The sequence below is a fragment of the Actinoallomurus soli genome, from assembly GCF_024055715.1.
GTDB lineage: Bacteria > Actinomycetota > Actinomycetes > Streptosporangiales > Streptosporangiaceae > Actinoallomurus > Actinoallomurus soli.
This window is the reverse complement of record NZ_JAMXMV010000008.1, coordinates 363,660-389,433: the sequence shown is the minus strand read 5'-3', so window position 1 is coordinate 389,433 and position 25,774 is coordinate 363,660. Positions and strand designations below refer to the sequence as shown.

Annotated in this window: 21 protein-coding genes; 10 read left to right on the top strand and 11 right to left on the bottom strand. The window is 72.3% G+C overall.

What is annotated here, in order from left to right; all coding sequences use genetic code 11:
• Positions 1-139: 139 nt before the first annotated feature.
• Positions 140-1,693, bottom strand: coding sequence for an amidase (locus tag NDW01_RS22450; RefSeq protein WP_308211759.1), 1,554 nt, complete (start codon positions 1,691-1,693; stop codon positions 140-142).
• On the opposite strand from NDW01_RS22450, the gene NDW01_RS22445 reads away from it, so the two are divergent.
• Together NDW01_RS22445 and NDW01_RS22440 are read left to right on the top strand one after the other, a co-directional pair.
• The gene (locus NDW01_RS22445) at positions 1,637-2,194 is read left to right on the top strand and encodes a TetR/AcrR family transcriptional regulator (RefSeq protein WP_252823229.1); all 558 of its coding nucleotides are present in this window, start codon (positions 1,637-1,639) and stop codon (positions 2,192-2,194) included. The two genes, NDW01_RS22450 and NDW01_RS22445, sit on opposite strands and share 57 nt — an antisense overlap.
• A 369-nt stretch (positions 2,195-2,563) precedes the next feature.
• A complete protein-coding gene (locus NDW01_RS22440) occupies positions 2,564-4,009 on the top strand; it encodes a GAF domain-containing protein (RefSeq protein WP_252823228.1) in 1,446 nt (481 codons plus the stop codon).
• A gap of 52 nt (positions 4,010-4,061) precedes the next feature.
• Here NDW01_RS22440 and NDW01_RS22435 read toward each other — a convergent pair whose 3' ends face one another.
• Complete coding sequence (locus tag NDW01_RS22435) at positions 4,062-4,385, bottom strand: YkvA family protein (RefSeq protein WP_252776539.1); 324 nt, start codon at positions 4,383-4,385, stop codon at positions 4,062-4,064.
• A 74-nt stretch (positions 4,386-4,459) separates the two neighbouring features.
• Complete coding sequence (locus NDW01_RS22430) at positions 4,460-4,687, bottom strand: DUF397 domain-containing protein (protein WP_252776537.1); 228 nt, start codon at positions 4,685-4,687, stop codon at positions 4,460-4,462.
• A gap of 238 nt (positions 4,688-4,925) precedes the next feature.
• Between NDW01_RS22430 and NDW01_RS22425 the strand changes: the two genes are divergently transcribed.
• Positions 4,926-5,582 carry an enoyl-CoA hydratase/isomerase family protein gene (locus NDW01_RS22425; protein WP_252823227.1) on the top strand — a complete coding sequence of 219 codons (657 nt, stop codon included), beginning with the start codon at positions 4,926-4,928 and terminating at the stop codon, positions 5,580-5,582.
• 229 nt (positions 5,583-5,811) lie between these two features.
• Here NDW01_RS22425 and NDW01_RS22420 read toward each other — a convergent pair whose 3' ends face one another.
• The 4 genes from NDW01_RS22420 to NDW01_RS22405 form a co-directional block, all read right to left on the bottom strand.
• Positions 5,812-6,645, bottom strand: a complete 834-nt coding sequence (locus NDW01_RS22420; RefSeq protein WP_252823226.1) for a TIGR03619 family F420-dependent LLM class oxidoreductase — start codon at positions 6,643-6,645, stop codon at positions 5,812-5,814.
• Entirely contained in the window at positions 6,642-8,246 is a 1,605-nt protein-coding gene (locus NDW01_RS22415; protein ID WP_252823225.1) for a hydantoinase B/oxoprolinase family protein, read from the bottom strand. The genes NDW01_RS22420 and NDW01_RS22415 overlap by 4 nt, the downstream gene beginning before the upstream one ends.
• Before the next feature lie 55 nt (positions 8,247-8,301).
• On the bottom strand, positions 8,302-10,365 hold the full coding sequence (locus tag NDW01_RS22410; protein WP_252823224.1) for a hydantoinase/oxoprolinase family protein: 2,064 nt from the start codon (positions 10,363-10,365) through the stop codon (positions 8,302-8,304).
• 160 nt (positions 10,366-10,525) lie between these two features.
• Positions 10,526-11,533 (bottom strand): hypothetical protein, encoded by a 1,008-nt coding sequence (locus tag NDW01_RS22405; protein ID WP_252823223.1) that lies wholly within the window; start codon positions 11,531-11,533, stop codon positions 10,526-10,528.
• A 560-nt stretch (positions 11,534-12,093) separates the two neighbouring features.
• Here NDW01_RS22405 and NDW01_RS22400 point away from each other — a divergent pair.
• Together NDW01_RS22400 and NDW01_RS22395 are read left to right on the top strand one after the other, a co-directional pair.
• Positions 12,094-12,888: an SDR family NAD(P)-dependent oxidoreductase gene (locus tag NDW01_RS22400; protein WP_252823222.1), complete on the top strand. Its 795-nt coding sequence runs from the start codon at positions 12,094-12,096 to the stop codon at positions 12,886-12,888.
• 20 nt (positions 12,889-12,908) lie between these two features.
• Positions 12,909-13,523: a hypothetical protein gene (locus NDW01_RS22395; protein ID WP_252823221.1), complete on the top strand. Its 615-nt coding sequence runs from the start codon at positions 12,909-12,911 to the stop codon at positions 13,521-13,523.
• Positions 13,524-13,558: 35 nt separating this feature from the next.
• Here NDW01_RS22395 and NDW01_RS22390 read toward each other — a convergent pair whose 3' ends face one another.
• Complete coding sequence (locus NDW01_RS22390) at positions 13,559-14,200, bottom strand: PaaI family thioesterase (protein WP_252823220.1); 642 nt, start codon at positions 14,198-14,200, stop codon at positions 13,559-13,561.
• A gap of 187 nt (positions 14,201-14,387) precedes the next feature.
• Here NDW01_RS22390 and NDW01_RS22385 point away from each other — a divergent pair, with 187 nt between their 5' ends.
• Positions 14,388-15,503 (top strand): alcohol dehydrogenase catalytic domain-containing protein, encoded by a 1,116-nt coding sequence (locus NDW01_RS22385; protein ID WP_252823219.1) that lies wholly within the window; start codon positions 14,388-14,390, stop codon positions 15,501-15,503.
• Here NDW01_RS22385 and NDW01_RS22380 read toward each other — a convergent pair whose 3' ends face one another.
• The gene (locus NDW01_RS22380; RefSeq protein WP_252823218.1) at positions 15,504-18,791 is read right to left on the bottom strand and encodes an NACHT domain-containing protein; all 3,288 of its coding nucleotides are present in this window, start codon (positions 18,789-18,791) and stop codon (positions 15,504-15,506) included.
• A 405-nt stretch (positions 18,792-19,196) separates the two neighbouring features.
• Positions 19,197-19,805 carry a TetR/AcrR family transcriptional regulator gene (locus tag NDW01_RS22375; protein ID WP_252823217.1) on the bottom strand — a complete coding sequence of 203 codons (609 nt, stop codon included), beginning with the start codon at positions 19,803-19,805 and terminating at the stop codon, positions 19,197-19,199.
• A 114-nt stretch (positions 19,806-19,919) separates the two neighbouring features.
• Here NDW01_RS22375 and NDW01_RS22370 point away from each other — a divergent pair, with 114 nt between their 5' ends.
• Both NDW01_RS22370 and NDW01_RS22365 read left to right on the top strand, forming a co-directional pair.
• Positions 19,920-20,735, top strand: a complete 816-nt coding sequence (locus NDW01_RS22370; RefSeq protein ID WP_252823216.1) for an SDR family NAD(P)-dependent oxidoreductase — start codon at positions 19,920-19,922, stop codon at positions 20,733-20,735.
• 56 nt (positions 20,736-20,791) lie between these two features.
• Entirely contained in the window at positions 20,792-22,276 is a 1,485-nt protein-coding gene (locus NDW01_RS22365) for an aldehyde dehydrogenase family protein (protein WP_252823215.1), read from the top strand.
• A gap of 458 nt (positions 22,277-22,734) precedes the next feature.
• Here the strand turns inward: NDW01_RS22365 and NDW01_RS22360 are convergent, their stop codons facing one another.
• Positions 22,735-23,610, bottom strand: a complete 876-nt coding sequence (locus tag NDW01_RS22360) for an LLM class F420-dependent oxidoreductase (protein ID WP_252823214.1) — start codon at positions 23,608-23,610, stop codon at positions 22,735-22,737.
• Positions 23,611-23,714: 104 nt separating this feature from the next.
• Between NDW01_RS22360 and NDW01_RS22355 the strand changes: the two genes are divergently transcribed.
• Both NDW01_RS22355 and NDW01_RS22350 read left to right on the top strand, forming a co-directional pair.
• Positions 23,715-24,527 carry an alpha/beta fold hydrolase gene (locus NDW01_RS22355; protein ID WP_252823213.1) on the top strand — a complete coding sequence of 271 codons (813 nt, stop codon included), beginning with the start codon at positions 23,715-23,717 and terminating at the stop codon, positions 24,525-24,527.
• On the top strand, positions 24,524-25,774 hold the full coding sequence (locus tag NDW01_RS22350) for an LLM class flavin-dependent oxidoreductase (RefSeq protein ID WP_252823211.1): 1,251 nt from the start codon (positions 24,524-24,526) through the stop codon (positions 25,772-25,774). Before NDW01_RS22355 ends, NDW01_RS22350 begins: the two co-directional genes overlap by 4 nt.

The window sequence follows — 25,774 nt, the reverse complement described above, 5'->3', positions numbered from 1 at the left end:
CAAGGCAAAACCCGCCGCGAAGCCATCCGCTGCCTCAAGCGCTATCTCGCCCGCAGGATCTTCCGGGCCCTCGAAAACGGCCCAGCACCGGCTGCGAAGGCCGCTTGACAGAACATAGAAGCGTCAAGGGTTCCCGTCGCTACGCCACGCCGCCGACGCTCTTCTCCACGACGGTGGGGCGGCGGTCGGGCCAGCGTTCGGCGGCCTCGAGCCGGGCGGCCAGCGACAGGAGCGTGGCCTCGTCGTTCGCGCGGCCCAGGAACTGGGCGCCGATGGGCAGGCCGTCGGTGCTGAGCCCGGCGGGCACGCCGATAGCGGGCCAGCCGAGGACGTTCCACGCCCAGCAGAACGGGCAGGCCCCGGCGGCCAGGTGGCCGGTCGCCAGCCAGCCGCGGCCGCTGAGCGCGCCGATCCGCAGCGGGAGCCGCGCGGTGGTCGGGGTGAGCACGACGTCGGCGCGCTCGAAGATCCGGCCGATCCGGCGGGCCATCCGGGGTTCGGTGCGGCGCGCGAGGGGCACCAGACGGCGCCCGAAGTGCCGGCCGAGGAACGCCTCGGTGACGGTCGCGGGTTCGGGCTCGGCGTCGGGGGTCGTCTCCAGCCAGTCGGCGACCCCCGCGGTCCCGCGCGGCAGGAAGTTCAGGCCGATCAGGCCGTAGTCCGGGTCGGCGGGGAAGACCTCGTGGCCCAGATCGGCGAGCACATCCGCGACGCGCAGCACCGCGGCCCTGATCTGCGGGTCGATCCCCGACGGCACGCCGAACGGCGTGCGGAACGACAGCGCGATCCGCAGGCGTCCGGGCTCGCGCGCGGCGGCGCGCCGGTACGGCTCGGCCGGGGCCGGCGGGCGGTGGATGTCGTCGGGGTGGTTGCCGGTGAGCACGTCCAGCAACAGGGCGGCATCCTCGACCGTACGGGTCAGGGGGCCGGCGACCGCGATGCCGTAGAAGGAGTCGATGTAGGGCCAGATGGAGACGCGGCCGCGCTGCGGCTTGAGGCCGACCAGCCCGGTCCACGCGGCGGGGATGCGCAGGGAGCCGGCGCCGTCGGAGCCGACCGCGCCGGAGACCATGCCGGCCGCGACCGCCGCCGCCGAACCGGCGCTCGACCCGCCGGGCGTGTGCTCGGGGTTCCACGGGTTGCGCACGGTCCCGAAGCCGGTCTCCCCGGTGGGCCACTGGCCGAGCTCGCTCGTGTTGGTCTTGCCCACGATGATCGCGCCGGCCGCGCGCAGCTTCCGTACGACCTCACTGTCGGCGGTCTTCGGCCGGTGGCTCCCGCGGCAGCCGAAGGGGGTGATGTGCCCGGTCAGGTCGGTGTCGTCCTTGATGGCGACGGGGACGCCGAGCAGCGGGGGGCGCTCCCGCCCGCGCCACCGGTCGGCCCGGTCCGCCTCCTCCAGAGCCTGCTCGGCGCACGTGACGCGGAAGGCGCCGAGCGCGTCGTGCTCGATGCGGTCCAGGGAGTACTCGACCAGCTCGCGGGCGGAGACCTCTCCCCCGGCCAGCCGGGCGGCGTCTGCGGTGAGTCCTTCGATCACAGGATCCCCCCGGGGACTGGTTTCGTTCGTTCGAACGAACGATAATCCGAGAAGGGCTTCGAGGAGAAGGCCCCGATACGTCAGACTTGCCCCGCGATGGAAGACACACGAGAACGCATCCTGCTCGCCACGTTGCGCCTTATCGGCGAGCACGGTGTCGGCGCGGTCACCAACCGGCGCGTCGCGACGGCCGCCGGCGTCGCCCTGGGCTCGCTCACCTACCACTTCCCCAGCCAGGCCGAACTCCTCCGCGAGACCCTCAGCCGGTACGTCGACGAGGAGATCCACCGGATCAGCGAGATCGCCGCGCGGCTGGAGGGCATCGGCCCGGAACAGGCCGTCGTCGAGACCGAGCGCGCCATCGCCGACCTGCCGGACGGCCCCGAAGAGGTCGCCACCCTCGAACTCCACCTGCACGCCTCCCGCGACCCGCTGGTCCGGGAGGCCGCCGTCCGCTCGATGCAGGCGTACGACCAGTTGGCGACCGCGATCCTGACGGCCCTGGACATCCCCGAGCCGGAGGTCAAGGCCCCCACCGTGGTCGCACTGCTCTACGGCCTCGCGGTCCGCCGCCTGGCCACCGGCGACCCTTCCGGTACGGCGGAGGCGCTCCGCCTCCTGCTGTACGGCGCGGCGGGGCCCCGCCCGGAGTGACCCGAGGGTGAACCGCCCACCGCCGGAGCGTTCTTCCCCTGGCCGGAGCGACCGGGGATGGGCCGCCCGCCGCCGGGGCGCTCCTCTCCCGGCGTGCCCAACGGCGGCGGGCGCGTGCGCGGAGGCACCGGATCCGTCCCCTCTCACGGGTCCGGGCTGACCGCCACGGACGACCGCGGCCCGGAGCGGAAAGGTGACGCCCCGTTGCGGTCGCGGAACGTACGGTAGACGAGGCAGGGTTGCAAACACGTTGCAACCGCCCGATGACCCATGGCGATGATCGCAGGTCGCCAGTTTGGCCGAATCGCTTGCGGCCGGGGTCGGCAGCCCCAATGCTCGGGGCAGACACGCCCCCAGTGGAGAAGCGCCATGCGAAGCAGCCACGTGTGCGACAACCCCGCGGACTGTGATCTCCGGACCACCGTGCTGCACGAGGCGGCCGTCGCCGGGCCGGCCCGCACCGACCGTCCGCTGATCCGTGAGTCGTGGCGTCGTTCTCTGGACGCGGGGGTCGACCCGGACATGAGCGCGGCGCCGCAGGTGATCGACGCCGCGCGGGTCGCGGACGTACGGGCCGCCCACCCGCTGGACCGGCACCTTCCGCAGTTGCGCGACACGCTGCGCCGCGTCGCCGACGCCACCACCCAGCTCATGGTGATCACCGACGGCGACGCGCGGGTGCTGTGGAGCGAGGGCCCGAGCGACGTACGGCGGCACGCGGACGCGGTCGGGTTGATCGAGGGGTTCCGCTGGTCGGAGGAGGCCATCGGCACCAACGGCATCGGCACGGCGCTCAGCACCCGGGCTCCGGCCTACGTCCAGGCCACCGAGCACCTCGTGCGCGTCCTCCAGCCGTGGTCCTGCGCCGGCGCCCCGGTCGTCGACCCGGACACCGACGAGGTGATCGGATGCATCGACATCAGCGCGACGGTCGACGCGCTGCATCCGGCCGTGGTCGCGCTCGTGGAGGCGGCCGCCCGGCTGGCCGAGGCGTGGCTGACGGTGGAGATGAACCACCGCGACGAGTGCCTGCGCGCCCGGTACCTCCGGCACGTACGCGGGGACACCCGTGCCCTGGTGACGACGACCGGGCGGATCCTGGCCGCGGATCCGGACGGGTGGCGCGGCGGGCGGGTCGTGGTTCCGGAGGCGGGTGGCAGGGTCGCGCTGCCCGACGGCCGCACCGCGGTGGCGGAGACGCTGGGTCAGGCGTACCTCCTGCGCGCCGCCGGCTCCGACGACCGGTGCTCGCTCACCCTGCGGCTGCTCGGCGACGAACAGCCCTGCGCCTTCCTCGACGGCCGCCGCGTTCCCCTGTCCCTGCGGCACGCCGAGCTGCTCGCGCTGCTGGCCCTGCACCCGAACGGCCTGACCTGCGAGCAGTCGTCGCTGTACCTGTACGGCGACGAGGGCAATCCGGTCACCCTCCGCGCGGAGATCCATCGACTGCGGGGCCAGCTCGGGAACATCGTCCGGGCCAAGCCGTACCGCCTCGACTGCGAGGTGGAGGCCGACTTCCTGACCGTACGGCGGCTGCTGGCGGCCGGCGACGTCACGGCGGCCGTACGCCTGTATCCGGGGCCGCTGCTGCCCCGCTCGGAGTCCCCGGCCGTGCAGGCGGAGCGGGACGAGCTGACCGCACAGCTGCGCCGGCAGCTGCTGCACCGGGGGGACCTCGACGCGCTGTGGTGCTACGCGCAGGCGGCGGACGACGACCTGGAGGTGCTCACGAAGCTGGCGGCGGTCCTGCCGCCGGGCGATCCGCGGCGGGTCTCCGCCCAGCTCCGGCGCGAGCGGGTCCTACGCGACGACTGAACGCCGCCCGACGAGGACCGGGCCGCTCGCCGCCCGACGAGGACCGGGCCGCTCAGGTCCGCGTGAGGCGGCGGACGGCCCGCAGCCCCTCCTCGCCACCCGGCCAGTGGCGGGCGACGGCCTCCGGACCGGCCCGGCGGATCACCGAGCGCAGCACGAACGCCACCAGGATCGCGTCATCGGCGTAGCCGAGGACCGGGACGAAGTCGGGGATCAGGTCGATGGGCATCGCCAGGTAGGCGAGCAGCAGCCACAGCCGGAGGCGTACGCCGCCGGGCAGGGTGGCGTCGCGCGCCAGCCGGCCGACGAGCCGGAGCAGGTCGGGCAGCAGCCTGACGGCGTCGCCGAGGGCGCCGCCCTCGGGGCGGGCCACCACGAGGAAGACCAGCAGGACGAGCCAGAGCAGGACGAGACCGGCCGCCGCGGCGAGCAGGCCGGTGAGAAGGCCCGTCAGGAGGTCTGCGAGGGGTTGGGCGCGTCCTCGACCATGTCGTCGAACTCGCCGTCCTTGACCCCGAGGATGAACGCCTCCCACTCGGCGGGGGTGTAGTACAGCGCGTCGCCGTCGGGCCTGGCGGCGTCGCGCATGACCACCATGCGGTCGGCGTGCTTGTGCTTGATGGGCACGTCTGCGCCGTCGACGAACAGGATCTCGACGGATCCGGACTCCTGGCTCATGTCGTCCCTCTTCTGCTCGGGTGCTCGGGGGAACGCTCCCGCCGGACGCGACTGGCCCCCAGGCTATCGGGCACGCCCGCCGCCGCGGGACCGAAACACCGTCGAGCGCGAGTCGGTCGCGGCCGGGTCGGGACAGCACGCCGCCGCGCTCTCGTGCCCCGGCGGCCCTGCCGCGACGGACACGGAGATGAGATGCTCACTCCAGCAGTTACTCACGGGTAGCAACAGGAGAGGCGACATGATCGAGCTACAGCGGGACGGGGACGTTCGCATCCTTCGCATGGACGAGGGCGAGAACCGCTTCAGCCCCGGCTTCCTCGATCAGCTCGAGAAGGCACTCGGCGAGCTGGAGTCCGCCGAGGGCCCGTGCGCCCTGGTGACGACCGGCACGGGCAAGTTCTTCTCGAACGGTCTCGACCTGGAATGGCTGACGGAGAACCCCGATCGGTTCGAGCCCTATCTGGACCGGGTCCACGCGGTGTTCGCGCGGTTCCTCACCCTGCCGATGCCCACGGTCGCCGCGCTCAACGGCCACGCGTTCGCCGCCGGCGCCATGCTCGCCCTGACCCACGACCAAGCCGTCATGCGCGGCGACCGCGGCTACTTCTGCCTGCCCGAGGTCGACCTCGGACTCTCCTTCACCCCCGGCATGGCCGCCCTGATCCAGGCTCGCCTGCCACGGGCCACCGCGCACGAGGCCATGCTCACGGGCCGGCGCTACGCCGCGCCGGACGCGTGCGAGGCGTCCATCGTCCAGCGGCACGTCCCGGAGGCCGAGGTCCTCCCGACGGCGCTCGCCATGGCCGCCCCCCTGGCCGCCAAGGACGGCGCGACGGTCGGCAGGATCCGCACGGCCATGTACGAGCCGGTGCTCGCCGCCCTGTCGTCCCGCTGAGACGGGACACCACGGAGGGGTTTACTTTGCATTTCCGACCGATATAGTAGACATAGAGACCGGCGCTCCTGCGGCAGCCATCGCGGGCTGGTCCCGGGGGACCGTCTCGGCGCGACCGAGCGCGTCCGGTCGGACGAGACGGCGGCGGGGTCGGCCCCGAGTGGCAGCGAGGCCGAACCCGCCCTCCCCTCCGGCGTGGAGGTGGTGACACCGCCGCGCCGCCGCCGGTTCAACGAGCGGTGATGCCGTACTCCGCGGCGAAACCCCGCAGCCCGTCGAGGGCCTCGCGCGTGCGCGTCCAGGGCCGTACGATCAGGCGGTCCACGCCCAGCGCGGCCCACGCGCCGACCTCCTCCGGCCCGGCCAGCTCGTACGCGTGCACGGTGATCTCGAAGGGCCGGTCGCGGCCCGCGAGATGGCGGCGCAGCCGGTCCAGCAGCGGGCGCACCGACTCGAGCGTGTGCGGCATCCCGATCCAGCCGTCGCACCGGGTCGCGGCGCGGCGCAGGGCGGCCGCCGACTCTCCGCCCGCGAGGATCGGGATGCCGCGCGGCTTGGGCTCGAAGGCGACCTCGTCGAAGCCGAAGAACTCCCCGTGATGCTCGACGGCGTCCTCGGTCCACAGGCGACGGGCCACGTCGATGGCCTCGTCCAGCCGCCGTCCCCGGCTCGCGAAGTCGACCCCGGCCGCCCGCCACTCCCCCGCGTACCATCCGGCTCCGACGCCCGCGAGAGCGCGCCCGCCGGAGACGTGGTCCAGCGTCGCGAACGCCCGCGCGGCCACGAACGGGTGGCGCAGCGCGAACAGGTACACCGCCGTGCCGAGCCGGATCCGGTCGGTCACGGCGGCGAGCGCGCACAGGTGGGCCGGGGCGTCGAACAGCGGGGTGGACGGCACGATGCCGGGCCGGGCTGTCCCGGGATAGGCGGCGGTCGACAGGTCGGTGGCGAAGACGAGGTGCTCGGGCATCCACACCGACTCGAAGCCGAGGCGGTCGGCCTCGACCGCCAGGTCCCGCCAGACGCCGGGATGCACGAGCCCCAGCGGAACGCCGAATCTCACCGGGTGACCCTCCCGTCGCGCAGATCCCGCGCCACGGCGTCCGGATCACGTTCCGCCGGGTCGCCGTAGCCACCGCCGCCGGACGTCTCGACCACGAACGCCTCGCCCGCGCGCAGCGGAGAGCGCGTCGCCTTCGGCGGCAGGGGCTCGCGGACGCCGTCGAGACGCTCGCGGAAGTAGCCGCCGGCCCGGCCGTGCCCGCCGCCCTCCGCTCCGGCGGGCGGGTCGAGCAGCCGGTCGCCGCGCGTGTCGACGAGCGCGTCCTCCAGGACCCGGATGACCGTACGGGTGCCGAGCCCGCCCCGCCAGCGCCCCCGCCCGCCGGAGTCGGGGATCGGCGCGACCTCCTCGATCCGCACCGGCAGCCGCGCCTCGATCGGCTCGACCTGCGGAATGATGTTGCGCCCGCCGCCGAACAGCGCACCGGTCGCGTCCGGCCCGTCGCGGCCGTACCGCGCCCCCATGCCGCCCAGCTCGAACGCCATGTGCAGCCACGGCCGCGTGGCGCCGCTGATGCTGAAGGCCTGCAGGATGCCGGAGGCGGCCGCGCCACGGCCGGGCAGCGCCCGCGTGAGCGCCGCGAAGACGGCCTCCTCGGCCGCAGCCACGGTGGCCCACCGGCCACCGCCCGGGTACGGCTTCGTGCAGTTCACCAGGCTGCCCTCGGGCATCCGCACCTCGACCGGCGCGAAGCAGCCCTCGTTCATCGGCAGCGCCGGATCGACGAAGCAGCGCAGCGCGTACATCACACCGCCGAGCGTCTGGGAGAACCCCGAGTTGACCGGCTTGGCGACCTGCGGGTCGGTGCCCGCGAAGTCGACGAGCACCCCTTCGCCGCGCACGGTCACCGCGACGCGGACCCGGTGCCGCTCGTCGCCGTCCTCGACGGCGTACTCCCCCTCGTACGTACCTGTCGGCAGCCGCGCGAGCTCCTCGCGCATCCGCGCCTCGGTGTGGGCGAGATAACCGTCGATCCCGGCCGCGAGGTCCTGCTCGGCGGCGAGCGTCTCGACCCGGCGCGCGGCGACGTTGACCCCGGCGACCAGCGCCCGCAGGTCGCCGAGCAGCCGCTCCGGCGTGCGGCTGTTGGCCGCGAGCACCCGGACGAGGCCCTCGTCCCACCCGGCGGCGGTGGCGATCCGCACCGGCGGTAGCTGGAGTCCCTCGAGGAACACGTCGGTCGCGTCGCTGGCCATCCCGCCCGCGGACAGGCCCGACAGATCGGCGACGTGGATGAGCGTGCCGGTGAAGTAGGCCGGGCTCCCGCCGGCGAAGACCGGGCGGAAGACCAGGAGGTCGTTGGCGTGCACCCCGCCCTGGTAGACGTCATTGGAGCAGAAGACGTCGCCCGGGCGCATGCCGGCGAGCGGGTAGGCGTCGATGACGTACGGGAGGGCGCTGCGCAGGCTCGCGCACTGCACGATCGCGGTGGACAGCGAGTGCGCGACCAGGCGCCCGTCCGCGTCGAGGATCGCGGCGGCCGCGTCGGCGCCCTCGACGATGAACGTGGAGTACGCCGAGCGGACGACGACGATGCTCGCCTCCTCAGCGGCGACGCGGAGCGCGTTCCGGAGGATCTCGGCGGTCAGGTCCGCGTTCACGAGCCCTCCTCCATTGGAGGCGTGACCGGAGGCGCTGTGCTCATGATCCGTTCGCTCATGGATCCTCCGCCCTTTCCAGGGAGACGGCGCCGTGGTCGTCGAGAACGCCGTTCCAGCCGGGCGGCACGACCAGTGACGCCTGCGGCTCAGTGATCACGCACGGGCCGGCGAACCGTTCACCGGGGACGCAGGCGGCCCGTTCGCGCACCGGGACCTCGCGGAACGCGCCGCCGAACCACGCCCGCCGGGTGCGGGCCGGCACCGGTCGCGGCGGCTCGGTCCCACGGAGGTCCGGCGCCCCCGCGGGCAGGGACACGCGCACCCGTGCGACGGTCAGCTCGGCGGGGTCGTGCAGGTCGATGCCGTACGACGCGCGGTACCGCGCGTAGAACTCCTGCACCGCGGCGTCGACGACCTCGCGGGTGACCGGGCCGGGGCGGAGCTCGACGGTGAACGCGTGCGCCTGCCCGGCGAAGCGGAGGCCGGCGGCGCGGGTGACCCGGCCCCGCCGCGCGTCGCCGAGGGCGAGATCGGCGCGGCAGGCCGCCTCCAGGTCGGCGAGCACCGTCTCCAGCGCCGCCGGGTCGGCCGCGGCGGCCGGAGCGAGGAAGGACCGCGACCGTTCGATCGCCAGGTCGGCGTGGAGCAGCCCGGCCGCCGAGCCGACGCCGCAGCGCGCCGGGACGAGCACCCGGCGGATCCCGAAGCGCTCCGCGAGGCCGGCGGCATGCGTCGGGGCCGCCCCGCCCAGGGCGACGAGGGTGAACCCGCGCGGGTCGACGCCGCGCCGCACCGTGACGACGTGCACGGCGGTCCCCATCTGGGCGCCGGCGATGTCGTGGACCGCCGCGGCCGCCTCGACGACGTCGACGCCGAGCGGCTTGGCGACGTGCCGGGCGAGGGCGTCCTCGGCCAGGTCGGGGCGGAGGCGGAGGTCACCGAAGCCGTCCGGGTCGAGGTAGCCGAGGACCAGGTCGGCGTCGGTGACCGTCGGCAGGGTGCCGCCCCGCCCGTAGCAGGCGGGGCCGGGCGCGGCCCCGGCGGACCGCGGCCCGACCCGCAGCCCGCCGGCCTCCACCCAGGCGATCGAGCCGCCGCCGGAGCCCACCTCGGCCAGGTCGATCGCCGGGACCTTGATGGGCACGCCGGTGCCCGGCCGCCGTCCGCCGAAGCTGCCCTTCCCGCCGACCTGGAACTCGTGGGTGACGCCGGGGCGCCCGTCCCGTACGAGCCCCGCCTTGGCCGTCGTTCCGCCCATGTCGAAGGAGATGAGGTCGGCGAGCCCGTGCCGGGCGCCCTCGCGGGCCGCCGCGACCACTCCGGCCGCCGGACCGGACTCGATCGTGTAGACGGCACGGGAGGCGGCGAGCCCCGCCGGCAGCACCCCGCCCGCCGACTCCATCACGTGCACCGGCGCGGTGATCCCGACCTCGGCCAGGCGGTCGCGCAGGCGCCGCAGGTAGACGCCCATGACGGGACCGACGTACGCGGACATCAGCGTGGTCGTCGCCCGTTCGTACTCGCCGAGCTCCGGCCACACCTCCGAGGAGGTCACGACGGGGGTGCCGGCGGGGAGCCGGTCGGCGAGGATGGCCGCGAGCCGTCTCTCGTGCGCGTCGTTCGCGTGGGAGTGGAGCAGGCAGATCGCCACGGCGGCGACGCCGAGGTCCGCGACGCGCTCGGCGACCCGCAGGGCGGCGTCCTCGTCCAGCGGGGTCAGGACGGTTCCGTCGGCGGCCAGGCGTTCGGGCACCTCGAAGGTGCGGGTCGGCGGCACCGGCGGCTCCCCCGGCGAGTACGCCAGGTCGTACCGCTCCTCCTCGACGCGCGCCTGGCGGCCGAGCGCGAGCATCGACCGGAATCCGCGCGTCGTGACGAACGCGACGGCGGCGCCCCGGCGTTCGAGGATGACGTTCGTGGCGAGCGTCGTCGCGTGCGTGAACCGGTCGACCGAGGCGGGCGCGACGCCCGCGTCGGCGAGCACCCGGCGGACGCCGCGCAGCAGTCCCTCCGTCGGGTCGTCCGGGGTCGTGAGCGTCTTGGCGACGTGGAGGCGGCCGTCCGCGACGAGGACCACGTCGGTGAAGGTGCCGCCGATGTCCGTGGCCAGTGCCGTCACCCCGACCTCCAACCAACCTAGCGACCGCTTGGTGAAGCCTAGAAAGCGGCCGGGCGGCTGTCAACGGTGACCGCGACCGCCGGGGCGCGTGAAGCGGCCGGGGGTCGCGCAGAGCGGCCGGGGGATGGCGGAGCGGCCGGGGCCCGCCGCCGGGCGGAGGTCAGCGCCGGCTGCCCGCGGTCTCGCTCGGGGATTTCGCGCCGTGCCGGCGCAGCGGCCCGCGAGGCCCCGAGGTGATCAGGCGCTCCAGGTTCGTCGTACGGCGGCCTCTCAGTGTCCGGTTCGCTATCACGCCGCCGACACGGCCCAGCCCCCGCCCGCCACCATAGGCACCGGCACCGCCGCCGCCACCGGCACCGCCGCCGGCACCGCGACGACCGCGGCCGCCGAGCGCGGCCGGCCAGGTCTTCGTCTCCCAGAACTTCCAGCCCTCACGGATCGTCGGGAAGACCGCGGTACCCGAGTTGATCAGAAGCCGGCCGCAGTCGTGGTAGATCTTCCACTCCTCGAAACCGATTCTCAGCCCGAACACTCGATAACGAACATGCCCGATCATTCCCTTGGTGACGTGAACGGTGTACTGATGCCCGGCCTCAATGGAATGTTCCTCTTCGACCTCAGGGTGCAGATCCTTTCTGACCCGGGCGAGGAAGTTCTGGATGGTGGTGTCGACGCCCGCCTCCTTTTCGAGTTCGACGTGGAGCCTGACCGTGTGCACGCGCCTGAGCCAGACCTGGATGTCACCACCGGGGCCGTCGATGAAATAGGAGTTGGGTACGAACAGGTCGACCGGCTTGGTGTACCGGAGGCGGAAGAAGACGCGAGGATCGCAGCGTGCCCGCAGGGGCAACAGAAACGGACGGCGCGGCCTCGGGAAGGCCGTCGGCGTCGGTGAGGCCGAGGCCGCGGCCGACGGCGAGGCCGAGGCGGTGGGCGTCGCACCGATCGAGACGGTGATGCCGTCGGACTTCGGCGTCGGGCTGACGGCGGGCGACGCCGAGGCCGTCGCGGTGTGCGAGGCCGTCGCCGTGGCCGAGGCCGTCGCGGTAGGTGACGCCGTCGCGGTAGGTGACGCCGTCGCGGTAGGTGACGCCGTCACGGTACGCGAGGCGGTCGCGGTAGGTGACGCCGTCACGGTCACGGTGACGGTCGCGGCGGGCGAGGCCACCGGGGTCACGGAAGGGCCCGCGGCGGGCCGCGGTCCCGGTCGCGGACCCCGCGGGGCGACGGCGCGCGGTACGGCCCGGCGGGCTCCGCGGACCGCCGCCGGGACCCCCGGCCCCGGCGCATCGGCGTCCGGTCTGAGCGAAGAGGACGCGCCGCGCGCCGACGCGGCGCTCACGGCGGCGAGCGACGAGACGGCCGCGGCGACGATGACGCCCAGGGATCCGACGGCGACCGCGGCCGGCACCGTTTTCAAGGAAGGGAGAACCGCGGCGTTCATCCGAGGATTACGCATTGACTCACCATTCTCCCACAACGCGGCATTTCGTCGTGCACCGGAATTCCGAGAACGCCGTGAAGCGCCTTCCACGAACAATGCCGATGAAGATCAGGCCTCCCCCAGGCCAGACGGTAACACGACGTCCGGAGGAATCACGGAAGGCGCGGAACGTTTACCCGGCGGCCTCTCGCGCGAGAATCCTCCAATTCCTCCAGATTCGGCCATCTATACCAAGCTAGCGATCGCTTGGTATGATGCCGCGTCGCAACACCTCGGGAGGTCCCGTGCTGTCCGAAAAGGTCGCCGTCATCACCGGGGCCGGTCCGGGCCTGGGCCGTACGCTCGCCGGGCTGATGGTCGAGGAGGGCGCGCGGGTCGTGGTCTCCGCCCGGTCCCGGGCCGCTCTGGAGCGGACCGCGGCCGAGACCGGAGCGCTCGCGGTCGCCGCGGACGTACGGGACGCCGACCAGGTGCGGGCCCTCGCCCGGACGACCGCCGAGCGGTTCGGCCGGATCGACGTGCTGGTCAACGCGGCCTTCCCCGGAACCCACCGCAAGAACGTCCTCGACATGGACCCCGCCTATCTCGAGCTCCGGCGCTCGGCGGTGGAGACGGCGACGTACGGCACCCTGCCGGCGTGCCGGTACCTCGCCCCGTACATGGTCGAGGGCGGCGGCGGGTCCATCGTGAACGTGACCTCCCTGTCGAGCCGGAGCGGCTACGCCGGCCGCAGCGACTACGCCACCGGGAAGGCGGGCGTGCACCTGCTGTCCCACTGCCTTGCCGACGAGTTCGGCCCGCTGGGCATCCGGGTCAACTGCGTCGCGCCGGGCTGGATCGCGAGCGACGCGCTCACGGCATGGATGGAGACGCGCGCGGGACGAGGGCACGACGTTCCAGGCGATACACGACCACGACGTGGGCCGCATGGCGCTCCGGCGGATCGCGACCGAAGAGGACGTCGCCCGTGCCGTCATCTTCCTGGCGAGCGACCGGGCCAGGGCGATCACCGGCGCGACCCTCGACGTGAACGGCGGTCAGTTGTTCACGTGAGGGCGACGGCATCCCCATCGTCGTGATCGCGTCCTACGATGTGATCGTGCCGGGGTCGTACACGTGGTCGCGCCTAGCCGAGGCCGACATGGTCGAGTTGCGCGATCTCGTGTCCGGGCGCACGACGGTGCTGCGCCGTCCGCCGCCCGATCTGCTGGCCATGGACGACATCGTCCGGCTCGAGGGCCTGGCGTTCCGCGCGGACGCCGGGCCGCAGGCGGAGCTCTTCGGCGCGCTGGACACCGACCCGCTGCGGGTCCTCACCGGCATGAACTGGCTGATCGCCTTCTGGGCGGTGCTGTGGGACCTGCGCGCGGGCGAGCCCGCGGGCGACCTGGTCCGTACCCTCGACTACGACGGCCCCTGGCGCAGGGGCGCCACCCCCGAGCAGGAGCAGGTGTGGCGGTCGATGAGCCAGCGGGTCCGCACCGGGGTGTTCGCCGCGCTCACCGGCAATCCCGAGTCTTATCGGGTGTACGCCGACGAGGTCCGCCGGCTCGCGCCGGACGTCTTCCTGCACGTCACTTTGACGATCATGGACACGCTGAGCCACAACCTGAGCCGGCAGGGGCTGGAGCTCTTCGGCATGGCCGCCGAACTCGAGGCGTACACCGAGCCCGGCCGGCCGGGCGGCGGCCCGTCGTTCAGCCCGCCGCGCTGAGCACCCGCCTCTGAGGCACTGAGGCATCCGCCTCTTCAGCGCGACGGCATGATGAACACCGCGGTCGCCTCCGCGGTGACCTGCCCGTCCGGCCCCAGAATGCGGCTCTCGACGAACGTCTTGCGACCGTCCACCCGGACCGCCTTCGCCTCGGCGACCAGGGGAACGTGGAGCGGCGTGGGCCGCCGGTAACGCAGGTCCAGCCCGGCCGTCATGCCGGGCGTGCCGTTGGCGGACGCGGCCACGCCGGACAGGTGGTCGAGGACCATCGCCGACACGCCGCCGTGGACGAATCCGGGAGGCCCCTCGTACAGCACGCCGAGGGTGAACTCGCTGCGCGCCGTGCCGTCGGGCAGCACTCCGATCTCGATCGGCGGGGCGAGGACGTTCAGCTCGCCGGTGACCGGGCTGCCGATCTGGCGGACGACCCCGCCCTCGTCCACCCGGGCGCCCGGCGGAACACCCCGGCCCGCCTCGGCGAGCCGCCGGGTCAGCGCCTCGACCTCGCCGGCGACGGCGGCGACCTCATCCTGGCCGGCGCGGGTCAGGACGACCAGCTCCGACAGCTCCCGCACGCGCGCGGCCAGTTCGGCGAGGCCCGCGATGCGCACCTCGTCGACGTCCTGCCGATCCCGCTCTTCGAACACCCGCTGCATGGCCGCCCAGGCCCCGGTCATGCGGCCCCCCTCGTCGGCGGAATGATCGAAGGTGCCGTGCTCATGGCTCGCTCGCTCCGCTCACTCACACGGCCTCCCTCGTCGGCGGGGTACCCCGCCTCCCCGCCTCGCCACCGAGCTGGATTCTAACCGGCGGCCCTTCCCCGGTCACTCGACCAAGCAAATGCTTGGTGTTACCGTCCCCTCCATGGCGGGAGAACGGATGGCACGCGCGGCCGTGGTCCGGGAGTTCGGCGCCCCGATGGAGTTGACCGAGATACGGGTGCAGCCGCCCCGGAGCGGCGAGGTCCTCGTGCGGATCGCCGCGTCGGGGGTCTGCGGCTCGGACCTCAAGGCCCTCGACGGCCACAGCCCGGTCGCAGGGCAGCCGCCGCTGGTGCTCGGCCACGAGAGCGCGGGCGTGGTGGCCGAGGTGGGTCCGGGCGTCACGAGCGTACGGCCGGGCGACCACGTCGTCATCGCGATGAACGGCCCGTGCGGACGCTGCCGCAACTGCTCGCGCGGCCGCGTCCACCTGTGCTCCGGCCGCGCCCGGCTCAACGCGATCACGGGCCTGATGGGCGACGGCACCACCCGGCTGTCGGTCGACGGCGTCCCCGCCCGGCCCATGATCGGGATCGGGTCGTTCGCGGAGTACGCGGTGGTCGGCGAGGCGGCCTGCGTCAAGGTACGCGCCGAGGCGCCGCTCGACCTGCTCGCCCTGACCGCCTGCGCCGTCGTCACCGGCGTCGGCGCCGTCCTGAACACCGCCCGGGTCGAGATGGGATCGAGCGTCCTGGTCGTCGGCTGCGGCGGCGTCGGCCTCAACGTCATCCAGGGCGCGGTCCTCGCGGGCGCCACGACGATCATCGCGGCCGACGTCGTGCCGGCCAAGCTCGCGCTCGCCGAGGAGTTCGGCGCGACGCACACGCTCCTCGCCGACGACCTGCCCGCCCAGGTCGGCGAGATCGTACGCGGCGGCACCGACTACGCCTTCGACGTCACCGGCAACGTCGACGTGCTCGCCAGGACGTTCGCGGCGACGCAGCCGGGCGGCACCACGGTGATGGTCGGCAGCCCGCCCGCCGGACGGCCGCTGCCGGTCCCTCCGCAGGCGCTGTTCGCCTCACGGCGTCTGATGGGCACCCAGGGCGGCGACGCCGTGCCCCGCCGCGACCTCCCCCTCCTCGCCGACCTGCACCGCCGCGGCCGCCTCAACCTGGAGGGCCTCGTCAGCGAACGCGTACCCCTCGACAAGATCAACGACGCGATCGCCCACGTACGCTCCGGCGCGGTCGCCCGCTCCGTCATCGTCTTCGACTGATCAGCCCACCTGCAGCCGCCGCCCGAGCAGATGCCCGTTCCGCACGTCCTGCCCGTGATCGATGTAGACGGTCACCCGCCGAAGTCCGGCCAGCGGCGCAAGATCCACGCCTGGCGCGACTCCCCTGATGTAGAGACGTCGCAGCTTACTCAGCCCCTTCAGCGGAGCCAGGTCGGTGACCTCGGAGCACTCGCGCAACCAGACCGTCTCCAACTCGGCGAGCGGGGCGAGTGGGGTGAGGTCGTTGATCACCGTGCCCTCGAGGTCCAGAAAGGTCAGTCCGGTCAACTGCGCGAGAGGGGCGAAATCGGTGATCTCTCGGCAGGCCCACAGGCCGAGGCTCGTCAGAGCCATGCCGGTGAGCGGGCTGAGGTCGATCGCCCGCTGGGACTCATTGAGGGTGAGCGACCGCAGCTTCGGTGCACGCCCCACCAGATCGCGCAGTTCCCTCAGGCATGAGCCGGTGATGGTCAGCTCGACGAGACCGTCCAATGGAGGCAGAGCATCGAGATCACTCAGCGAACGACAGCCGATGAGGCTGAGGTCCTTGAGTGAGCGCTGCGAACGGAGGGCGGAGATATCACGGACATCGATCAGATCGTCGAGGTACAGCGACTCCAGTTGAGGAAGGTCCCTCACGAACTCCACGCCCCTCAGTCCGGGCATTGTCAGCCACAACTGCGTCAGCCGCGGGAGTCGACGTAGCGGCGCAAGGTCTGCCACACCCGACGGGGCGACGACGTTCAGCGTGTGCAGACTCTCCGCGCAAGCGGTCAACGGTCCCAGATCGACCACGTCGCGACCGCCGGAGAAGAATACGGAGCCGAGGTGCGTGATGTGCTGGACGGCGGGGAGCAAGCGCCGTGCCGTCACGGGGAGATGGCCGCCGATCAATGGGGCGCCGGCGAGAACCCGACGGGCGTAGTCGTCCGGGTCGAAGTAGTCCCAGGCCCTGATCAGCTCCTCCTGCACGAGCTTCCGCGTGTCCGTGCGGTAGCCGACCAGCAGGTCGAAAGCGCGTGGGCCGTTCACCAGCCAGGCGGTACGGACGACGGCTCGCGCGGCGGCGGGCGTAAGGTCGTCGAGCTTCTTGGGGAGGCGGTCGAGGATCGTCTCGCCGACGCTCGACAGAGAGCGTGCCGAGGCCAGGTCGCGGGGCGGGACGAGGTCGTCGAGACAGGCGTCGAAGGCGCTTCTCAACTCGGCCGGGATGGCGGGAAGGGTCTCCAGGCAGCCGGCGACGAGCAGTTTGAGCCGCCGGGCGTGGCGCGGCTCGGTCTCGATCCGGCGGAACAGGCCGCCGAGCAGTTCGGCGCGTTGCGGGGCGTTGGCGTGACCCGCCGCCATGATGGTCGTCTCGCGCCACTGGTCCTTGTGGGCCTGGGCGAGCAGCGGTTCGAGGTCGCCGTCGTCGGCGAACTGCTTGGCCGTCAGGTACTCCTGCACGGTGCGGTGGACGAAGTCGATCCGCCCGGCGACCGGCTCGCGGAGCACGCCGCTGCGCTCCAGCAGGTGGTCGAGCACCGCCTCCGCGTCAGTGGGCGCGCTCGGCATCGTCGCGAGCCTGGTGCCGATCCAGCGGACGACCGCGTCCTTGGGCAGTTCGGTCCGCCCAGTGATCGACAGCCGCCAGGCCAGGTCCTGCAGGATGAGCATCTTCTGGGCGCGTTCGAGAACGACGGCGTCGTCGACCGCGATCTGCCGTTCGACGTCGCGGCGTTCGAGCAGCAGTTCCAGCGCCGCCGCGTACAGGCCCATCCGGTCGCGCGGCAGTTGCTTCTCCCGGTCGAGGTTGAGCGCGCACAGCATCGCGGCGAGCAGCGGGCTGCCGGCGAGGGCGCGCAAGTGCGGCGCCGACTCCAGCCGCGCCAGCAGCGCCGCTTCGAAGCCGGGCAGGTGTTCGGGAGCGCAGGGCAGGTCACCCGCATCGCGTACGGCCTCGTGCCAGTGCCGGACCAGCTCCTTGACGTCCGCCGGGGTCATCCGCTCCAGCAGGGCGGTGGCGAACCCCTCCCCCGCCAGCCAGTCGGCGCTCGCCGCCGCGGGCCGGGAGGTGACGACGACCCGCAGCCCCGGGTACGCCGCGAGCAGCCCGCTGAGCCATGGCCGTACGGCCCGGCGGCGCGCGCCCGGCAGCTCGTCCACGCCGTCGACCATCAGCAGCGCCCGGCCGCTGCCGAGCACCCGGTGCACCCAGCCAGCCGGCATCAGCCCGGCGATCGGGTCGGCGACGCCTTCGAGGAAGCGTTCGGGCGACGGGAGCGTCCCGCCGGTGTGGCTGCGCAGCTTGATCAGGAAGGGCACGCAGCCGTTCCAGTCCGCGAGGTCTCCGGTGAAGGCGCCCCGCGCGGCGGAGATCGCCAGCCAGCGCAGCAGGGTGCTCTTGCCCGAGCCCGCCTCACCGCGGATCAGCGTCAGCGGCGCGCGCCCCAGCGCCGTCTCGACGCGCAGTGTCGCCTCTCCCGGCTGCGGCTCGTCTCTGCGCCACTCGCCGATGTCCGGCATGCCGGGAGCGGCGGACCTGCGGGAGCTCTTGGCCTGCTCCTCTTCCGTGGACACGCTGAGGCTGATGTACGCGACGCTCAGCGTCGTACGGGGGCGGTAGCGCTCGACCCGTACGCCGAACAGCTCCAGGACGTCCAAGGTCGTGCTGACGTGTTCGAGGTAGCGCCGCCGGAACGCCTCGTCGGTGGCCGTTCCCTCCGGCGCGTCGAGCGTGCGGACCGGGAGACGCGCCAGCAGCAGCGACACCTGGTCCGCGACGGCCGTCAGCCGCGCCAGCGTCTCGGTGGACGCCCTGGGGCCGAACTGCGGCAGCTGCTGGACGATGCGGGCGAAGCAGTCGCAGCACTCGTCCAGCACCACGTCGTACAGCCGCGCCCCGGCCTCCCCGAGCTGCCCGTCGAGCCCGCGACGCGGCAGCCCGGCCCGTACGTGGGCGGCGAGGCGCGCCGGGTCCAGGTCGGTCGCCAGCAGCGCACGGTCGGACAGGTCGGCGCCGGCGAGGGTCTGCGCGACCTCGGCCAGCGCGGCGGCCTTGTCGTTCTCGCGCAGTCCGCCGTACTCGTGCCCGCACATCGTGAGCAGCCGCTCGGCGACCTGGTCGGCGATGTCGTCGATCTGCCGCTCGAACCGACGGCGCACGATCCGGTCGGGGAACCGCGTCTGCAGCAGGTCGACGAGGTCCCGGGCCCGCTCCTGCTCGGCGGACCGCCCGGTCAGCCAGGTCTGAGCCAGGTGCCGGCCCAGCGCCTTGCCGACGGCGACGGCCACGGCCTCCAGTGCCATGCGAAGCCCTCCCGAGACAGCCCGACGCGCGTTATCGCGGAGTATGACGCCTTAGACGCCGGTCGGTCTCCTCCGGCTCCAACTCACCGCCGAGGATCGCTCCCGTGGGCTGAAGGACTGGGTCCTCAGCGCCCAGCAACGGATCCGCGCTGATGACGTACTCGCCCGTGTCGAACTGGACGCCCCTGCCAGGCGCGGACGGTGCTGTTCGGGCCGATCGACACCGCCAACCAGCGGCTCATCCTGGAGCGTTCGCCGCTGGTGACGACGCGGGATTCATCACTGCGCGGCGCCCCCTGGACGGCGGCATCACCGAGGCGTTCACGCTCCCGGAGTGATGAAAGGAAGCGCTGCTGCTCGCGCTCTGGCACGCCGGCCGTCGGGCGGGATACGCCGCGGCGGCGCTCAGGGGGCGGCGCGCGTGAGGGCCAGGGCCTGGTCGTAGAGCTCGGCGAGATCGGCTTCGCCGTTGCTGGCGATCCAGGTACCGGTTGCCGCATCGGAGCAGGCGAAGGAGACGGCGATGACGGTGCGGGCCTCGTGATCGGCGAGCAGCCCCTTCCGTCCCTGCGCTATGAGCCGGTCGCGGACCACGGGCATCAGGTCGTACTGCCAGCGGATGCGCTTTTGCTCGTAGCGGGCGCGCAGGGCGGGGGTGCGGAAGATCAGGGCCGAGACGGTGAGCGTCTCCTCCAGGGAGTGGTTGGCCGTGACGATCGTGGCGAACCCGGTGCGCAGCGCATCCCAGACCGAGACATCGACCGACTGCTCTTCGACGGTCTTCTTGAGCAGCGCGCCGATGGCCTCCTGATCTCCGCAGACGAGGTCTTCTTTGGTGCCGAAGTAGCGGAACAGAGTGCGCTGGGAGATCCCGACCTCGCGGGCGATCTGCTCGGTCGTCGTCTCCTCGTAGCCCTGGGTGGTGAACAGCCGGATCGCCGTCTCGAAGATCTCCCGGCTGACCATCCGCCGCGAGCGATCCCACACCGACGTCGCACCTGCACCCTGCTTCATGCCACCAGCCTACCGCAACTGCCACTCAGTCCTACATTGCCTTATAGTCAATGACTGACAGGTTGGCCGAGACAGACTAAACGGACATTCGGGATCTGAAAGTGAGGTATCGAGATGGCACCCATGACGTACCGGGGGCAGCTGACTCTGATCACCGGGGCCAGTGCCGGGCTGGGCGCGGAGTTCGCCCGACAGCTGGCCGCGAGAGGCTCGGACCTGGTGCTGGTCGCCCGCCGCGAGGACCGGCTCAAGACGCTGGCGGCCGAACTTTCGGACCGGCACCAGGTCGCCGTGCACACGGTCGCACAGAACCTGGCGGATGACCGCGCGGGGGCGAAGCTCGCGGCCGAGCTCCAGCGCCGCGGCCTTCAGGTCACCAGCTTGGTCAACAACGCCGGCTTCGCCACCTACGGGCCCTTCCACGAGGAGGACCCGGAGCGGATCCGGCAGGAGATCGCGCTGGACGTGGCCGCGGTCGTGGACATCACCCGCGCCTTCATCGGCCCGCTGCGTGAGCGCGGCGACGGCGTCCTCATCAACGTCGCCAGCATGGCCGCGTATCAGGCCACCCCGCGGATGGCGGTCTACGGCGCGACGAAGGCGTTCGTGTTGAGCCTGACGGAGGCGCTGTGGGCGGAATCCCGCGGCACCGGTCTGAAGGTCATCGCACTGTCGCCCGGAGCGACCGCCACGGAGTTCTTCGACGTCGCCGGTACCACTGCGGCCACGGGCGGGCAGAAGCTGCAGGAACCACGTGAGGTGGTGGCCGACGTGTTCAGGGCCCTGGACCGCACCAACCCGCCGCCCAGCGTGGCCGCCGGGCGACGCAACCGCCTGATGGCCGCCCTGGGGCGGCACCTGATGACCCGCAAGCAGATGACCCAGATGATCGACCGGATGACTGCCGCCGGCGACCGCAAGAACGCCTGAGCGGCCTGCACAGCCGATCGCTCACGCCCGCACCCAGAGAGAAGTACGCCACCACCATGTCCTCCCCATTGACTCTGACCACGCCCCGGCCGGCTCCCCCCTTCCTGGAGATGCCGCACGGCGTCTTCATCGATGGCCGTGAGCAGCCCGCGCAGCAGGGTGAGCGCATCGCCAGCATCGACCCGATGACCGAACAGGAGCTGACCACGATCGCCGTGGCCGGGCCGCAGGATGTCGATGCCGCGGTCGCGGCCGCACGGCGGGCCTTCGCCTCGCCGCAGTGGTCCGGCATCACGCCCGAGCGGCGCAGCCGGATCCTGTATCAGATCGCTGATGTGATCGAGGCCCATGCGCAGGAGCTGGCCACCCTCGACTCGCTGGAGATGGGCGGACCGCTGGCCGGCACCGGCTACATGGTGGCGCACACCGTGGAGGTGTTCCGGCACTACGCCGGCTGGCCCACCCGCATCTACGGTGCCACCGCCCCCTCCGCACCCTCGCAACTGAAGTACACCACCCGCAGGCCGCTGGGCGTGGTCGCCGCCATCGCCGGTTGGAACGGCCCGGTGCTGCAGATGGGCTACAAGATCGCCCCGGCCCTGGCCACCGGCAACACCGTGGTGGCCAAGCCCTCCGAGCAGACATCACTGAGCCTGCTGCGGATCGCCGAACTGATCACCCAGCACACCGACTTGCCCGACGGTGTGCTGAACGTGGTGACCGGGCCCGGGCACAGCACCGGGGAACTCCTGATCACCCACCCCGGCGTGGACAAGATCAGCTTCACCGGCTCGACAGCCGTGGGCAAGCACGTGCTGCAAGCCTCCGCCACCACCCTCAAACGCGTCACCCTCGAACTGGGCGGTAAATCCCCGTTCATCGTCCTGGATGACGCCGACCTCAACGACGCGGCCACAGCGGCCGCAATGGCGTTCTGCGCCGGCAGCGGACAAGGATGCGTCGCCGGCACCCGCATCCTGGTCCACGAGAACGTACGCGAGCCATTCACCCGACTTCTCACCGAGAGGATGGCCGCCTACACCCTCGGCGACCCCTTCCACCCGGCCACCGCGATGGGCCCGCTCGCCTCACGCGGCCACTACGAGAAGGTCACCGGCTACATCGGCCTCGCCCGGCAACTCGGCGGCACCATCGCCGGCACCGGTCCTTTCGGGGACAAGGACCTGTTCGTCGGCCCCACCCTGGTCACCGGCCTGGACAACGCCTCCCGCATCGCCCAGGAAGAGATCTTCGGGCCCGTAGCCCTGCTGATGCCCTTTCACGACGACGAGCAAGCCGTACACATCGCCAACGACTCCCCCTACGGCCTGGCCGCCAGCATTTACACCACCAACCTCTCCCGCGCCCACACCATGGCCGAGCGCCTGCAGGCCGGCACGGTATGGGTCAACACGGTCAACGACATGAGCACCGGCCCACTGCCCTTCGGCGGCATGAAGCAGTCCGGCATCGGACGCGAGCACGGCACCGACGTCATCGACGCCTACACCGAAACCAAGGCCGTCGTCGTCAACCTCTGACACCCGACGCCGACCCGAGCCCGGACAAACCACCATCATCCGCGAAATGCAGATCCTCATGGCCACATCGCACTCGTCCTCAGCGGCGGCGGAATGGTCGGCATCTGCTGGTAGATCGGCGTTCTCACCGGGCTGCGCGACGTCGGCACCGACCTGGCCGCCGCCGACGTCATCGTCCGAACCTCGGCCGGCTCCTTCGCTGGAGCAGGCGCCGCCGCGTCCGTAGGTGTGGTTGACGCGCATCGCTCTCGCCTGGCCCGGGGCGAGGGTGGGGTGACAGCGGCAGCGGGCCTGAATGGAGGTCTTCGGGCCCGCGCTGATGACGTACTCGCCCGTGTCGAGCTGGACGCTCTGCCAGGCGCGGGCGTACAAGCCGAGCACCCGCTCGGCCTTGATCCTGAAGTCGGGGTCGGTGATGAAGATCCAGGCCGCAGTCTCCATCCGGCGAGGATCTGTGATCACGGAAGCCGTGATCCGCGACGCGTTACCCGCGTCCGGCCGAGGTGGATCGACAGGTAGGTGTCGGCATAGGCGTCGAGGATCGGGAGGACCTCGTCCCTCGGGCCCGCGGGGAGGCGGAGGACGACCTCCTCGATGCCGAGGGAGGCGTAGTAGTCGAGCTTGCCCGGGGTCGGCTCGGTGCCGAACGGGATGACCGGGACCGGGGCGCGGCCGACGCGGGCGCAGGCGTCGCGCAGGGCGGGCAGCGCCTCGCGGACGCCGGCGCCGCCGATGGGCAGCCAGCCGTCGCCGTACTCCGCGATGTGGCGGAACAGCGTCGGTCCCGGCGCGCCGCCGAGCAGGACCGGGATGCGCCGGGCCGGTTTGGGCCAGGCCCATGACGGGGTGAAGCGCACGAACTCCCCCTCGTACGACGCCTCCTCGCGTTCCCACAGGGCGCGCATGGCGAGGACGTGTTCGCGGGCGCGGGCGCGGCGGGTCTCCCAGCGCACTCCGTGGTCGGCGGCCTCCTCGCGGTTCCAGCCGAAGCCGACGCCGAGGGCGACCCGGCCGCCGCTGAGGTTGTCGAGGGTCGCGACCGCCTTGGCGGTGACGATCGGCTCCCGCTCGGCGATGAGCGAGACGCCGGTGCCCAGGACGATCCGCGAGGTGACCGACGCGGCGGCGGCCAGGGCGATGAGCGGATCGAGCGTCCGCGCGTACTCCTCCGGCAGGGCCGCGTCGCCGGTCGGCGGCGGGGTGGTGCGGCTCACGGGGATGTGCGTGTGCTCGGGCAGGTAGAGGGAGGCGAACCCGCGCCTCTCGGCCTCCACGGCGAGTTCGGGGACGGCCATCGCCCGGTCCGTGGCGAACATCGTGACGCCGAGCCTCATACGCCCTCCGAAGGTTATTCGACCAAGCGATTGCTCGGTAATTGTAGATTGATGTAGCGTGCGCTTGTTCGGGCACAGCCGGCAGCACGACGGAGAGGGGCGCCATGCCGTTCGCGGACCTCGCGGATCCGGGCCGGCCGGGAGGCGACGTTCGGCTGTTCTACACCGACGACGGGACCGGCGACCCGCCGCTCCTCCTCGTGCACGGCTGGGGCTCGGACTCCCAGGAATGGTCCTGGCACCTGCCGGACCTGACTGCGCGCCGCCGCGTCATCGCCGTCGACCTGCGCGGCCACGGCAACTCCTCGGTGCCGCCGAGCGGGTTCCACCCGCGCGACATGGCCGCCGACCTCGTGCGGCTGCTGGACCACCTCGACATCCCGCGGGTCATCGGGGTCGGTCACTCGATGGGCGGCCAGATCGTCAGCGTCCTCGCGGTCGAGCATCCCGAAAGGATCACGGCGCTCGTCTGCGTGGACCCGGGCTACGGCCATCCACCCGCGATCTCCGAGGCCGCTCCGGCGCAGGTACGGGCGCTGCGGGCGGACGCCGGAGCCGCGCTGCGGATCGACGAGTGGTGCTACACGCCGGTCACGCCGCCCATGATCAAGGTGTGGCACGCCCGGCGGCTGCTCGCCATGCCGCCGCACGTGCTGGCCGAGGCGTTCGCGGGGCTGTTCACCGGCGACGACCAGATCGGCAGCCGGCCGGCCTCCGACCACTACCTCAAGCGCCGCGAGTGCCCGGTGCTCACCTTCCGTTACGACCCGGCCCAGGCCGCCTGGGAGGAGTCGCTGTTCAGGCATCCCGCCTCGACGACCGTGACGTGGCCCGGCTCGGGCCACCGCCTCCATGAGGAACGCCCCAGGGAATTCCTGCTCGTCATGAACCGATGGATCAAAGGGGTTACGCAGTGAAGTTCGCCATCTTCCTCAATCCGCAGATTCCGGGGTCGGGCTACAGCGCCGAGGAGAACGCCAGGGCGAGGCGCCCCATCGGGCGGGACACCGAGTCGTACCAGAAACTCCTGCACGAGGTCCGGGAGATCGCGGTGCACGCGGACCGGGTCGGCTTCGACGCCCTCATGATGACCGAGCATCACTTCCACTCCGAGGGCATGGAGTTCTCGGTCAACCCGCTGATGTTCCTCACCGACCTGGCGGCCCGTACGGAGCGGATCCTGCTGGCGCCGCTCGGCCTCGTCCTGCCGGCCTGGGACCCGATCCGCGCCGCCGAGGACGTCGCGCTGCTCGATCAGTTCTCCAAGGGGCGACTGCGCCTCGGCGTCGCCCGCGGCTACCAGAACCGCTGGATGAACGTGCTCGGCCAGCGCTGGCACGCCGCGGCCGCGCGGTCCGACGGCTCGGCGTCCGACAACCGCAACTTCGACGTCTTCGGCGAAGTCCTGAAGATCATGAAGATGGCGTGGACGCAGGACACGGTGAAGTACAAGAGCGACGTCCTGGACTACGAGGTGCCGTTCCCGTACGACGGCATCGAGGGCTGGCCGGCCACCGAGTGGACGCGGACGTTCGGCGCGCCGGGCGAGATCGACGACGAGGGCGTGATCCGCTCGGTCGCCGTGTGCCCGCGGCCGTACCAGAACCCCTACCCGGAGCTGTGGCAGCCGTTCACGATCAGCGACCGGTCCGTGATCCGGGCGGCCCAGGAGGGCATCCTGCCGTGGCTGTTCACGCCGAACCCGGACGACCACGCCGCCAAGGCCCGCCTGTACCAGGAGGAGTCGGCCAAGTGCGGCAAGAACTACAAGCTCGGCGAGCACACCGGCATCCTCAAGATCGTCGGCATGGCGGACACGCGTGAGGACGCCATCGAGACGTACGGCCGGAACATGCCCAAGGACTTCGCCGCCTTCTTCGGCCCGTTCGGGTACCTGGAGGTCATGCGCAAGAAGGAGGACGACAAGCACGTCCCCATCAGCCCGGAGAAGGGCGATTTCAAGCGCATGAACGAGGTCGAGATGGCGCTGCTCGGCGGCCCGGACGACGTCAAGCGCGGCATCCAGCGGATGCTCGACCGGATGCCGGACCTCGAATGGTTCGGGCTGTACATGCAGGGCCAGCAGGGCGTGCTGCCGCTCGACACCGTCAAGCGGAACCTCGAACTGTTCGCCACCAAGGTCATCCCCGAGTTCGCGGACTGA

Excerpts from the sequence above, each read along its gene's own strand:
- NDW01_RS22440 (WP_252823228.1), top strand. The coding sequence starts at position 2,564 with ATGCGAAGCAGCCACGTGTGCGACAACCCCGCGGACTGTGATCTCCGG.
- NDW01_RS22355 (WP_252823213.1), top strand. The coding sequence starts at position 23,715 with ATGCCGTTCGCGGACCTCGCGGATCCGGGCCGGCCGGGAGGCGACGTT.
- NDW01_RS22445 (WP_252823229.1), top strand. The coding sequence starts at position 1,637 with ATGGAAGACACACGAGAACGCATCCTGCTCGCCACGTTGCGCCTTATC.
- NDW01_RS22430 (WP_252776537.1), bottom strand. The coding sequence starts at position 4,687 with ATGAGCCAGGAGTCCGGATCCGTCGAGATCCTGTTCGTCGACGGCGCA.
- NDW01_RS22380 (WP_252823218.1), bottom strand. The coding sequence starts at position 18,791 with ATGGCACTGGAGGCCGTGGCCGTCGCCGTCGGCAAGGCGCTGGGCCGG.
- NDW01_RS22425 (WP_252823227.1), top strand. The coding sequence starts at position 4,926 with ATGATCGAGCTACAGCGGGACGGGGACGTTCGCATCCTTCGCATGGAC.
- NDW01_RS22365 (WP_252823215.1), top strand. The coding sequence starts at position 20,792 with ATGTCCTCCCCATTGACTCTGACCACGCCCCGGCCGGCTCCCCCCTTC.
- NDW01_RS22375 (WP_252823217.1), bottom strand. The coding sequence starts at position 19,805 with ATGAAGCAGGGTGCAGGTGCGACGTCGGTGTGGGATCGCTCGCGGCGG.
- NDW01_RS22360 (WP_252823214.1), bottom strand. The coding sequence starts at position 23,610 with ATGAGGCTCGGCGTCACGATGTTCGCCACGGACCGGGCGATGGCCGTC.
- NDW01_RS22370 (WP_252823216.1), top strand. The coding sequence starts at position 19,920 with ATGGCACCCATGACGTACCGGGGGCAGCTGACTCTGATCACCGGGGCC.
- NDW01_RS22385 (WP_252823219.1), top strand. The coding sequence starts at position 14,388 with ATGGCGGGAGAACGGATGGCACGCGCGGCCGTGGTCCGGGAGTTCGGC.
- NDW01_RS22390 (WP_252823220.1), bottom strand. The coding sequence starts at position 14,200 with ATGACCGGGGCCTGGGCGGCCATGCAGCGGGTGTTCGAAGAGCGGGAT.